General features: G+C 60.0%; 10 protein-coding genes. 4 read left to right on the top strand and 6 right to left on the bottom strand.

Annotated features, from left to right (window positions below):
- Positions 1–4 precede the first annotated feature (4 nt).
- Positions 5–445 (bottom strand): alpha-N-acetylglucosamine transferase, encoded by a 441-nt coding sequence (locus HMPREF2836_RS02570; RefSeq protein WP_070629379.1) that lies wholly within the window; start codon positions 443–445, stop codon positions 5–7.
- Positions 446–929: 484 nt separating this feature from the next.
- On the opposite strand from HMPREF2836_RS02570, the gene HMPREF2836_RS02565 reads away from it, so the two are divergent.
- Complete coding sequence (locus HMPREF2836_RS02565; RefSeq protein ID WP_005505386.1) at positions 930–1,178, top strand: WhiB family transcriptional regulator; 249 nt, start codon at positions 930–932, stop codon at positions 1,176–1,178.
- Positions 1,179–1,333: 155 nt separating this feature from the next.
- Here HMPREF2836_RS02565 and HMPREF2836_RS02560 read toward each other — a convergent pair whose 3' ends face one another.
- The 3 genes from HMPREF2836_RS02560 to HMPREF2836_RS02550 all read right to left on the bottom strand — a co-directional run bounded on the left by HMPREF2836_RS02560 (position 1,334) and on the right by HMPREF2836_RS02550 (position 5,592).
- Positions 1,334–2,908, bottom strand: coding sequence for a sensor histidine kinase (locus tag HMPREF2836_RS02560; protein ID WP_070615023.1), 1,575 nt, complete (start codon positions 2,906–2,908; stop codon positions 1,334–1,336).
- Between the two features lie 306 nt (positions 2,909–3,214).
- Positions 3,215–4,903 (bottom strand): P-loop NTPase, encoded by a 1,689-nt coding sequence (locus HMPREF2836_RS02555; RefSeq protein WP_070629378.1) that lies wholly within the window; start codon positions 4,901–4,903, stop codon positions 3,215–3,217.
- Positions 4,900–5,592, bottom strand: coding sequence for an SAF domain-containing protein (locus tag HMPREF2836_RS02550; RefSeq protein WP_070629377.1), 693 nt, complete (start codon positions 5,590–5,592; stop codon positions 4,900–4,902). Before HMPREF2836_RS02550 ends, HMPREF2836_RS02555 begins: the two co-directional genes overlap by 4 nt.
- A gap of 363 nt (positions 5,593–5,955) precedes the next feature.
- On the opposite strand from HMPREF2836_RS02550, the gene HMPREF2836_RS02545 reads away from it, so the two are divergent.
- Positions 5,956–6,189 carry a helix-turn-helix domain-containing protein gene (locus tag HMPREF2836_RS02545; RefSeq protein WP_044150292.1) on the top strand — a complete coding sequence of 78 codons (234 nt, stop codon included), beginning with the start codon at positions 5,956–5,958 and terminating at the stop codon, positions 6,187–6,189.
- Positions 6,190–6,380: 191 nt separating this feature from the next.
- On the opposite strand, the gene HMPREF2836_RS02540 is transcribed toward HMPREF2836_RS02545, so the two are convergent.
- A complete protein-coding gene (locus HMPREF2836_RS02540; RefSeq protein ID WP_070615028.1) occupies positions 6,381–7,052 on the bottom strand; it encodes a histidine kinase in 672 nt (223 codons plus the stop codon).
- A gap of 207 nt (positions 7,053–7,259) precedes the next feature.
- Here HMPREF2836_RS02540 and HMPREF2836_RS02535 point away from each other — a divergent pair, with 207 nt between their 5' ends.
- On the top strand, positions 7,260–8,192 hold the full coding sequence (locus HMPREF2836_RS02535) for a LysM peptidoglycan-binding domain-containing protein (RefSeq protein ID WP_070615030.1): 933 nt from the start codon (positions 7,260–7,262) through the stop codon (positions 8,190–8,192).
- 109 nt (positions 8,193–8,301) lie between these two features.
- Positions 8,302–8,967 carry an Rv3235 family protein gene (locus HMPREF2836_RS02530; protein WP_070615031.1) on the top strand — a complete coding sequence of 222 codons (666 nt, stop codon included), beginning with the start codon at positions 8,302–8,304 and terminating at the stop codon, positions 8,965–8,967.
- Between the two features lie 113 nt (positions 8,968–9,080).
- Here HMPREF2836_RS02530 and secA read toward each other — a convergent pair whose 3' ends face one another.
- Positions 9,081–11,696, bottom strand: a complete 2,616-nt coding sequence (gene secA / locus HMPREF2836_RS02525) for a preprotein translocase subunit SecA (RefSeq protein WP_070629376.1) — start codon at positions 11,694–11,696, stop codon at positions 9,081–9,083.
- Between the last annotated feature and the right edge of the window lie 339 nt (positions 11,697–12,035).

Below are 12,035 nucleotides of genomic sequence, written 5' to 3'. Positions count from 1 at the left end.
GGGTTTAGCGGCGTCGGCGGCTGTACTTCTCTGCTTCTTCGCCCGATGCCTCGGTGACCGCCTCAATATAGCGGCGGCTACTGGGCATGAGCACAAAGACGAAGGCAACCGCCGCGCCAATAACACCCGCAATCGTGATGACCTGGCCAATGTTCAGGCCGTAAGCACTCACGTTCATAACGAGGGTACTTGCGGTGACCCACAGGGCGCAGAGGGTAATCAGGATCATGGGCAGGCGCGATCCGAAGCGGCCGCGGTAGAAACGCAGACCAAAGTAGGTCATGCCAGCGGCAATGAGTGCCTGGAGCACACCGCCCACAATCGCTTGGGCGGTAGACATTCCGCTGATGATAAAGGGGTAGAGGATGCCGCGAATCAGGATGTATGCCGCGAAGGTTTCGGTCAGGGCGAATGCATAGATGACGTTGAACGGGCGTGACGGCACGGTGGGCTCCTCATGGGTAGTGTCGGCGGCAGACCGGGGTGTATTTGGTCCAATGTGTTGGTCGATATGCTGGTGCGTTAGCGGGTGGGCGCTCCCCTGCCTCGGGTTCGCCTCGGGTTCACCGCCTCGTCTTCGGTGCGGTATTTCAGGGGTAGGTACCGCTTTATATTATGCCTGAGGTGCCGCTCACCCAACCGCCCACGTCTCGCCCATGAGACGGGGTGCAGACTATGTGTGTCAGCATGCGATTCCCCACCCTCTCAATTAGACAAAGGTTTGCCTAAGTGATAGATGCCTCAGTGTAATACTGAAGTTTTTAGAGAAAAGTACTTGTCACATCCGCTCCAACATGCGAAAGTTGATAAGTCAATTTTCACCCTAACGCTGGGTGAGCGTCCCATCAGCGGATGTATTTGACACGCGCACAGGAAAATAGATGTGTCTTGCCACCGCGTGAGACCGTAAATCATGAAGGAGGTCCACCGTGGATTGGCGTAGTCGTGCAGCTTGTTTGGACAAGGATCCGGAGCTGTTCTTCCCCGTAGGAAACACCGGACCTGCCCTGTTGCAAATTGAAGAGGCTAAGACTGTCTGCCGCTCTTGCGAGGTTGTAGACGTCTGCCTGAAGTGGGCCATCGAGACCGGCCAGGACTCCGGCGTATGGGGTGGCACCAGTGAAGACGAGCGTCGTGCGATGAAGCGTCGCGCAGCTCGTGCCCGCCGTGCATCCTAACTTCCGGAGTATTCAATAGGGCATCAAAAGCGTGGTGCAGTGACTTTATGTCGCTGCACCACGCTTTTGCCATATACAGAACCTATCTAGACAGCAAACTGCCGCCACCCCGTACTCGGGGCGGCGGCAGTTCTATATGTCATACGAGAAGGGGGTTAGACGAGCACCGCGGTAATCACCACGCGGGTGCCCTTCGGTTCATTAGCCTCCCAGCGAATCGAGCCGTTCAGCTCGCTCGCCACCAGGGTACGCACAATCTGCATGCCCAGGCCTTCCTTACCGGTCACCGGACGGTAGGCGTTCGGGCCGGACTCTTCGATCTTCTTATCACCCATGCCCTTACCGTCATCGGTAATCACGACGGTGAGGATGTTCTCACCCTCATCGTTGGTGCCGCGAATACCCTCGAGGGTCACGGTGCCGGTCTCACCATCCAGGCCGTGCTCCACAGCGTTCGCGACAACCTCGTTGATAACCAGTGCCAGAGGGGTAGCAAACTGGCTCGGCAAAGACCCAAAGGAGCCAATCAGCTTGGTAGACACGTGCTGACCGGGGGAAGCGAGCTCAGCGGCAAGGTGGAACTGACGCTCAATCAGCTCATCAAAGTCGACGTTCTGAGTCAGGCCCTGCGAAAGCGCCTCGTGCACGGTAGCAATCGTTGCCACGCGGCGCATCGCCTGCTCCAGGCCCTGACGTGCCTCATCAGTGGTCATACGGCGCGACTGCAGGCGTAGCAGAGCGGACACGGTCTGCAGGTTGTTCTTCACGCGGTGGTGAATTTCGCGGATGGTCGCGTCCTTGGTCATAAGTTCCAGTTCGCGGCGGCGCAACTCGGTCACGTCACGGCAAAGGATCACGGCGCCCTCACGCTCGATGTGAGCACGCCTCTGTGCCAGCAGCGGGATGGATCGCATGGTCACACGGGCACGAGCAATAACCAATTCGGTGCGCAGGTCGCTGCGTCCGGCAAGGACCAACTGCAGAGTTTCATCCGCCTGCTCACCGGCAGGAAGCATCGCACGGGTGACATCGGCAAGGTTTCGCTTTTCGAGGTAGCCGGTCATGCCCATGCGGTTGTACATGGAGTTCGCATTCGGGGAGGCAACCACCACGCGGCCGGCGGGGTCAAGCACAATAATGCCGTCGATCACGCGGGGGTTGCCCTGGGTGTTATTTCCCTGGGCGAGGGGGTCGGGCCACAGGCCGGAGTGCACCATGGAGAGCATGGTGTCAGCAGTATATTCGTAGACCTCGTCGCTGATGGAGGGGTAGCCACTGGGTGTGGCAATCTTGTGGCTGGTCAGCAACGCAATGGTGCGGTTGTTGCGCACGATAGGCACGAAGGTTACGTGTACGCGCGGGCGGGCACCAACGCCCTCACCGCTTCCTTCGTCGGTGTAGGTGCTGATGTTCTGGTCAATCCAGACGCGGTATGCTTCGTCGCGGATTCCGTCTTCCATGTCGTGGTCAATGATGTCGTGGTGGAAGAGGGTTCGGACATTGGAGGGGCGCACGTGCGCGAAGGCACGGAAAGTACTGGTTACGCTGGGACCGGATACGGCGTCCGGGGAGCTGCCGTCGGCAACAACGTAGTCGGTGGGGAACCATAGAACCAGGTCACTCTGGGCAATGTCAGAGATGACCTGCCATTCGCCCATGATGAGGTGAACGCGTTCAGTGTCGCCGGGACCGAAGTCGCAGGCGCTCATAATTCCTTCTGCAAAAGACATATGTTTGTGTGCTTCCCTAAGTTCGGGTGTGTTCAACCATTTTACGGTTTGTTCGCCGCAAATCCCATTCAAACGACAATACGTGGAATAGTTTACAGAGCATTTCTTGGAGCGCGCTTTTTAATCGCATATATGACGCAGCGCAATGAGATGCACCCCTCAGTTGTACAGTGAGGCATTCGCACTACTCCCCCGTTTCGACCCCCGTGTGAAGGCGCAAAAACCCGGCGTATCGGCGCTCCCATGTTCTGAGAGGAATACCGATAAGCCGGGCTTTTTAGCAAGCGCTAGTTATAGCTGACGGGCCTACGCGCCGGGGCGTACCGCGTACATACCCTCGAGCATCGCCTCCAGGGACTGCACGACCGCGTGGCGGGGTGCGACCTCCAGCAGCGCTTCACCGTTGCGGCGCAACCGGTCCATGACCTTACGCTCGTACGGGATCACGCCGGTGAGCGGAACCGACAGGTAGCGCGCCCAGTTATCGCTCATCTTAGCCTCGGGATTGAATCCGGCGGCTTCGCGGCGGCTACGATTGAGCCAGTACTGCACATCCGTTTCTGGGGCGAAAAGATCCGGGCGCGACTGCACCTCGCGGGCGAGGTTAATCAGGCGCGGCAGACCGATGACGTCCGCTTCGCCCAGCGCAATCACGCGATCGGCACAGGCGAGCGCGGTGAGGGTCGCGGCGTTACGGCGCGGTGCCGGGCCGTCAAAGGTCAGTTCCTCATCGACCTCAATGGGGGCGGCAACATCGCAGATGACCAGGTCGTAACGGTGTTTGAGCCATTCGAGCACCTCGGAGAAGGCGCGGGCACGCACCTCGGGCCAACGCGAGGAGGAGGTGATGCCGCTCAAGAAGTCGAAGGTGCCGTTTTTGAGGGGCACGCGCTCCATGATGGCACCCGCCTTTTTCTCGTCAAGCTGGGCACGGTCGGCGTCCGAGCAGAGAATTGCCAGGCCGGAGCCGGTATCCTCGAGCGCCATGAGCGCATCCAGGCTGGGCGCGTAGGTGTCTGCGTCGATGAGGCAGACCTGCTGACCCTGCTGCGCCGCGAGGGCGGCGAGGTTGAAGGCAATAGTGCTTCGACCGGGCGCACCGTGAGTGCCCCAAACGGTCACGATTTTGCCGAGGCGGTGGCCGGGCTGGTAGCGGGAGGGCGCGGCGGGGTCCTGGTTAATGTCCGGGTGTTGCGGCAGGGGGCCGTCGTTGCTCTCGTTCTGCACATGCAGGGCGTAGTCGCTGCCGGGTGCGAAAGAGTCGACGATGGCGGCGGCCTGGCTGAGCACGGATTCCTCGTTGCTGGGCACAACGGAGGAGGCTTCCGCCGGGTCATGCGCGCCGGATGCACTGGGTGCGCCGGGCGCGTTTCCAGCGGGCACCGCGGGGTCGATTCCGTAGCTTCCGTAGTCGGCACCGTAGGGTGCGCCAGCGTTTACGGCAGTACCCGCGGCGGGGTCGTAGCCGTAGCCGCCCGACCCATGGCCAGCAGCTCCGTTATCGTAACCGTAGCCGCCGTATCCACTGTCGTAGCCGTAGCCTGCATCGTAGCCGTAACCAGCGTCCTGACCGTAGGCGGCCTCCGGGTGGTGCACAACAGGCTGAACGGGCTGCTGAGCCGGCATCTGCGCGGGAATGCCGTAGCCTGCGGTGGGTCGGGCGAGCGCCGCATCCACAGCCTGTTCGAGCGAGCCCAGAATCTCTTCGAGAGCAGCTTCGGGGCGGATTCGGTGCGCCTGCGTGGGCAGCGGCAGGTTGTCCGGGGCGATAATCGCCAGGAGCACTTCAGAGGCGGCGAGCGCATCCACGGTGGAGGCGCTTATTTCGGCGGGCACGTGGGCACAGAGCAGCACGCGGGCAATGCCGGTGTGCGCCATTCCGACGGCTTCGCTGAAGTCCTGCACGGTGCGCGCCACGGAGACGCGGCCGCGTTGGGATTCGATGCGGTTCAGGAGCGAGCCGTCATCGCCGTAGAGGATGACGGGGATGTTCACTGACCCTCCCCATAGGTGCCGGGGATGAGGCTGATCTTGGAGTCGCTGTTGCTTTCCTTGACGAGGGCGGCGAGGGCTTCTTCCTTGACCCACAGCTGCACGGTTGCCTTGCCGTTGGCGCCAAGCACGCCTTCGTCGACCGTTACAGCAACGATTTCAGCGTTGGTGACGATGGCGCGGGCGCCGTTTTCAGTGCGGTTATCGCTCTTGGTGTCGGGGTTGCGCGGGCCGGAGGTCCACACGTCTACGCGCTCGCCTGCCTTCAGCGCGGAGGCGGCGGTGCGGTCAATGCTGACGGTGGCGAGGCGGCGTCCCGGGGAGGTTTCGGTGCCTACGGATTCTTTGCTGATGAGGTTGCCGGCGGGGATGCGCTGAATCGCGATTTTGCCGTTCATCTGTGCGGCATCGGCGCGGGTGAAGTACTTGTCTTTGGCGGAGTCGATGTTCGCTTCGATTCGGGCTAGTTTGTCTTCGGTGATTTTTTCGCCGAGGCGGATTTCGCTTTTGGCGGTGTAGTACTCGGTTTTGCTGTTATTTGCCTGCACGTAGAGCTGCACGCCGGTGATGGAGGCGAGCACGAGTAGTACACCGAGAATGAATCGCCAGTCTTTGACGGTGGGCCTTTTGAGGCGTTTGGCGTGGGGCTCGGTGAGGGTGGAACGCTTCGTCGCGTTCTGTCGTATGCGCATGATGTGATTGTGCCTTTCGGTGCGGAAGCCGGCGGTGATTCCGGGTGTTGTTCAACTGACCGATGAGCGAGTGGCGTGTGTTCGTTAGTACTTTGACTGGATTCTGGCACTAACCCTAACAGCATATTTCATTTAGTACTCGCTCTCAACAAGAGCCGTGTTTATGAAATATTTTTGGGTTTCGTCCCTTTTGAAGGGGCGATTAGATAACTTTTCAGCTCATATAAGGCTTTTTGCGAGCAAATTTCACGGTGATGGCATATACTGAAAGTACTCAATAGATGTTCTGTATGGACTCTATGTAAAAGGCTACTAACGGTAGCTAGGGGCCCAGGATTTCACTCACGGAAAGGATCCAATTCGATGACTGCACCTCGTTTCCTCACTCTGAGCGACGTCGCCGAGGAGCTGCAGGTTTCGCTTTCGCAGGTACGTGCTCTGGTGCGTAGCGGCGAACTTCCCGCCATCCAGATTGGTGGGCGTAACCAGTGGCGTATTGAACGCTCTCGTTTTGAAGAGTACATTACCGAGCGCCACGAGCAGACTCTGGAGGCAATTGCTTCCGGCAAGCTCACTGCAAAGGCTAAGGCTGAGTAGTATTCGACATGCACCTCGCGGGCGTAACGCTCGAGTGGTTTCAGAAAGGTCCGCTCCTCTCGTTGAGATTTCAATGAAGAGGGGCGGACCTTTTTGTGTTTATTGTTGCTTCTATGCGGGTATTTATAATTGTCGAAGCATTTTTTGCGAGCGTACCCACGAATGGTAGCGCCCGCTATTTCCCCATGCTTTTAGCGTGAAATACGGGCGATGACTGCGCTAATACGAGCCAGCGGAATGGTGCGCACGCCGGCGCCGCGAGGTGCGCGGGAGTAGCCGGAGGCGCCCTGACCGTAACCAGCCTGCCCGTAGGCTCCCTGCGCGCCGTAGGTTCCCTGCGCACCGTAGGCTGCACGCGCGTACTGGTCGCGTTCGTAGATACGCGGGTACTGGCCGCCATTGAGCAGGCGCAGTTCGAGGAAGTCGGCGCCGACTCGCTCGATCACGCCGTCGTAGCTGACGGTGCCACCTTCGAGGGAGAGGCGGACGGGTTCGCGTGCCATGGCGAGGGAGCGGAGGGCGAGCTGAATTTTCATGCGGTAGCGTTCGGGGCGAATATCAGCGCGCCCGGGGGCGATGCCGCCTTCCCACCAGAGCATTCCGCGCAGGGGGATGATGATGTTCTCGCCGCGCGCTTCGATGCTGACCCATTCTTCGCCGACCATTTCGAGCTTGCCTTCGTAGGTTTGCATGTCGGTGGCGCAGATGCGAATGGGCCCGCCGACCTGCGCGAGGAGGCGGTCGTCGAGGGTGATGGTGGAGTACTGGACGCGGGCGACTTGGCGGGCATCCTGTTCCATATCCCAGGCGCGTTCGGAGGCGAGGCGCGCCTCAATGTCTCGTAGGAACTTTTCCATGCTCATGCTATGACCCTACCTGAGGATGGGGGTGGATACGAACCGGGGCATTTTCTGGTCAGATAATGATTCTCAAACCTGATTTTTGTGCCAAATTCCACCAAATTACATGTTTTTCATGCATTTTAATGCTTTTTGCTTCATTTTTAGCGTGACTTCCTGTATAAATGAAGCAACACCAAAACACATCAAACACACCATTTGGAGGTCATCGTGGACCATCTTTCCACGCCGGGTCAGGCGCCCGCAGCCTTCGCTTCGCATCCCCTTGCATCCGTTGCTCCTCTGGCATCCGGCGCTGACGCAGGTCACGAAACCAGCACCAAAGCTAGCTACCAGGATGCTCTGCTCTTTATCGCCCCTCCCCTACTTTCCGCCGCGGTCTTGGGTGCGTTGAGCGTGAATCTGCACCGCATCCCCTCGGCACACCCGCTGGCAGATGCTTCGTTGCTCTGCGCTGGCGCGGTAGCAATCCTCATTACCGCTTGGTGGTTCGTCAGCTTTATCTGCGCGCTCTTCTACGCTCGTTCCCTGCGAGTTTCGAGCCGCAACGCTGACCGCGCTGTGCTGCAGGTTCCGGCGATTTTCCGTCCGCGTTTTATGCGCCGCATCGTTCTGACGCTCGGCGGCACAGCGCTCGGAGTGGGGGCGGTTCTGGCTCCCGCGCAGGCTACGGTGGCTACGCCCAGCAACGCCGGGCTGAACGGCGCGGAGGGCATACCGCAGACAACCATTTCAGCAGTTATGGCAGCAGATTCATCGATTACCGCGGCGGCAGACGCCAGCTCAGATGCGGTTCTCTCCGATACCGCCCCGAATCAGTCCGCTACTCCCCTGACCCTTTCTGCTGAGGTTCCCAATATTCCCCTGGCTCCCGAGCCTTCGGAGGCGGCAGGCTCCCTGCAGGACCGTAGTCCCTTCTTTTCTCCTCCCCGCACCGAGGCGGGCACCTACTCCTACACGGTCCAGGCGGGCGATACGCTCTGGTCGATTGCCGCCGACCAGCTGGGCGAAGGCACCGACGCCTCCACCATTTACGACTACACCCTCGACATTTACGAGGCGAACAAGGACGCTCTGGGTCAGAACGCCGAGCTGCTCTACGAGGGGCAGGTTCTGCAGATTCCCGAACAGCCCGTTCACTAACCTCACCCGCGTCTTCCACCCCATTCCACCTCATCCCAACAGTCTTTCGTTCGCTCGACTCACCTCACATACCCCTGCACCGAAAGCCTCTGCACCGAAAGGAGCCGTCATGAGCTTCTCCAACCTTCTCCCCCGTTCCCCGTGGACCCCGCCGCATCAGCCTGCCTCCCGCGACAACCAGCCTGCCAGCCCGTACTCGAAGCGTCAGGCGACGTACCCATCCCAGCCGGTGACTCAGCCGGTGGCTGCCAAGCAGGTGGCTCCGCTCCCCGAGCAGGGGCAGGGCACGATGACTCTGGTGCAGAGGCGCAACAGCCCCTCGGTTTATTCGCTGCTTCCTCTGCCGCGTTATGAGCAGCATTCGGCTCAGCGCCCGAAGGTAGTGAAGAGGGGCCGCCCGCTGCGTCCGGCGGATGCGCTAGCTCGCCAGCTGGAGGGCCGTTGCGCGGGTGTGGCTATTGCTTACCTGGAGATTATGTCGGCTCGTCGTTCGCGTCAGCAGCTGGCGCAGTGGGTGTCAGCGGATTGTTTCCACCGTCTGTTGCCCTTCTTCCCGAAGAACCCGCGTCAGGTGCGCCAAGAGATGCTGTTGACTCTTCCTCCGGTTCTGCTGCGGGTGCGAGCGCAGAAGGTGCACGAGGAGCTCTACGAGGTGGTGGCGCTGCTGCGTTGTGCGGATAAGGTGCGTGTGGTGACCATGCAGATGCGCCTGATTCACGGCATGTGGCTGATTACCGCGATTGAGCAGCCGCAGAGCCGCTTGGACGAAGACTAAGGCTTCCCCGGCTTCCCCTACAAAACACACAGACAAACAGAGAGGGTGCGAATCCAGTGTTGGATTCGCACCCTCTCTGCTAGATCTATAGCATTTCAGCTTTTACGCTGAGGCTACTTGTCCTTCGAGCGTTCCACGTGAACCTGCTCGTGGCCGTCCTCATCCGGGGCGGAGTACTGCAGGAACTTCGGACGCGAAGGCTCAGCCAGGCGCACGGCAGAAGCCTGAGTGCGCTGCTTGGACAGGTCCAGGTTGAACAGGTAGGTCACGGTCTCTTCACGGATCGCGCCGAGCATCGACTGGTACATGTCGTAGCCTTCACGCTGGTACTCGACCAGCGGGTCACGCTGAGCCATCGCACGCAGACCGATACCTTCCTTGAGGTATTCCATCTCGTACAGGTGCTCGGGCCAGCGCTCGCCGATGACGGACAGCATGACACGGCGTTCGATTTCGCGCATGCTCTCTTCGCCGACGCTCTTTTCACGCTCATCGTAGATGAGGTGTGCGTCCGCCAAAACTTCCTTCACGATCTGGTCGCGAGTAATCTTGGTGCGGTCGCCAGCGTCTTCAGCGAGGTCGTCCACGGTGATGGAGATGGGGTACACCTGCTTGAGGGCGCTCCAGAGCTCGTCGAAGTCCCAGTCCTCGGCGTGGCCTTCAGCGACGCGCGCGTCGATGATGGTGGTCAGCACCTCGTCCACGAAGCCGGAAATCTGTTCCTTCAGGTCGTCACCGTGCAGGATGCGGCCGCGGTCCTTGTAGATCGCTTCACGCTGGCGGTTGAGCACGTCGTCATACTTGAGCACGTTCTTACGCTGTTCAGCGTTACGGCCTTCAACGTTTGACTGGGCGGTAGCGATAGCGCGGCTGACGATCTTGGAGTCCAGTGCGGAGTCCTCGGGGGCTGCCGCCATGAGGCGGGTTGCCATGCCGGTGTTGAACAGGCGCATCAGTTCGTCGGTCAGCGACAGGTAGAAGCGGGACTCACCCGGGTCACCCTGACGGCCGGAACGACCGCGCAGCTGGTTGTCGATACGGCGGGACTCGTGACGCTCAGTGCCGAGCACGTACAGGCCACCAAGCTTGGTGACTTCCTCGTGCTCTTCAGCTGCGGCGTCCTCGCATTCTTTCAGGACCTCGGGCCAGCGTGCCTCGTACGCCTCGGAGTTGGTGTTCGGGTCCAGGCCGAGCTCACGCATCTTCTCGACGGCCTCAAATTCGGGGTTGCCGCCGAGCATAATGTCGGTACCGCGACCAGCCATGTTGGTTGCCACGGTGACGGCGCCCTTACGGCCCGCCTGTGCGACGATAGCTGCCTCACGCTCATTGTTCTTTGCGTTCAGCACCTCGTGGCGCACGCCTTCCTTCGCCAGCTGGCGGGAAAGGTACTCGGAGTTCTCCACGCTTGCGGTACCCACCAGGATCGGCTGGCCCTTTTCGTGGCGTTCCTTAATGTCCTTGACGACCGCCTTGAACTTGGCGATTTCGTCGCGGTACACCTTATCGGGGTTGTCGATGCGCTGCACACCCTTGTTGGTGGGGATGGGCACCACGCCGAGCTCGTAGGTGTTCATGAACTCTGCCGCTTCGGTTTCCGCGGTACCGGTCATACCGGAGAGCTTGTCGTACATGCGGAAGTAGTTCTGCAGAGTCACGGTCGCCATAGTCTGGTTCTCAGGCTTGATTTCGACGCCTTCCTTCGCCTCAATCGCCTGGTGAATGCCGTCGTTGTAGCGGCGGCCCGGCAGAATACGACCGGTGTGCTCATCAACAATCAGGACTTCGCCGTCAATGACCACGTAGTCCTTGTTGTTGGTGAACAGCTCCTTTGCCTTGATGGAGTTGTTCAGGAAGCCAATGAGCGGGGTGTTCTTGGATTCGTAGAGGTTCTTCACACCCAGGTGGTCTTCCACCTTGTCAATGCCGGATTCGAGGATACCGACGGTGCGCTTCTTCTCGTCTACTTCGTAGTCTTCACCGCGCTTGAGCAGGGTCGCGGCAATGCGCGCGAACTCTGCATACCAGCGGTTCGCCTCACCCGCTGCGGGGCCGGAAATGATCAGAGGGGTACGCGCCTCATCAATCAGGATGGAGTCCACCTCATCGATAATGGCGAAGTTGTGGCCGCGCTGAACCTGCTCCTCCACGGTCCACGCCATGTTGTCACGCAGGTAGTCGAAGCCGAACTCGTTGTTCGTACCGTAAGTGATGTCTGCGGCGTACTGCTTACGACGCTCGTCAGGCTCCATGGATGACAGAATCACGCCGCACTCCATGCCGAGGAAGCGGAACACGCGACCCATGAGGTTCGCCTGGTACTCAGCCAGGTAGTCGTTCACGGTCACAATGTGCACGCCCTTGCCGCTCAGCGCGTTCAGGTACGCGGGCAGGGTCGCGACGAGGGTCTTACCCTCACCGGTCTTCATTTCGGCAATGTTGCCCAGGTGCAGCGCTGCACCACCCATGAGCTGCACGTCGTAGTGGCGCTTGCCCAGGGTACGCTTGGATGCTTCACGGACCACCGCAAAGGCCTCCGGCAGCATAATGTCGAGGGATTCGCCGTCCTTGACGCGCTCGCGGAACTTGTCGGTCTCTGCTCGCAGTTCCTCATCGGTCATCGATGCGAAGCTGTCCTCGAGCGAGTTCACCGCCTTAGTGTACGCTTCGAGCTGTCGCAGAACCCTCTTATCGCCGGTTCGGAGGATTTTCTCCAAGAAAGATGCCACTGAGCTTCTACTCCTTGCTTGTTTCGGTACCCTCACCAAGGGCGCGCGAAAGTGCGCGCGGTGAGGCCTTCCTACATATTGTATGGCAGAGCCGCCTAATTCGCCCGTCCGAGCTCTTTTTTACGCTCTGCGCCCACGAGGTGACATTTGGTGACACTCGAATCTTTCACCCTCTGGTTGAGGCAGAGCCGACCCATCCGTCTAAAGGAACAGATGTGTGGAGGGCAAAGAAAAACCCGGGGGCCTGGAGAAACACGGTGTGTGTTCCCAGACCGCCCGGGTCTTGAGCCTACTCGCTGAGTACGACCCCTAAAGAGCCTTACGCCTCAGCATCCAGCA

Origin of the sequence: Rothia sp. HMSC065C12, from assembly GCF_001812085.1 — a bacterium.
Lineage (GTDB): Bacteria > Actinomycetota > Actinomycetes > Actinomycetales > Micrococcaceae > Rothia > Rothia mucilaginosa.
Note: the sequence above shows the minus strand (reverse complement) of the source record. Positions and strands in the feature narration are given on the sequence as shown.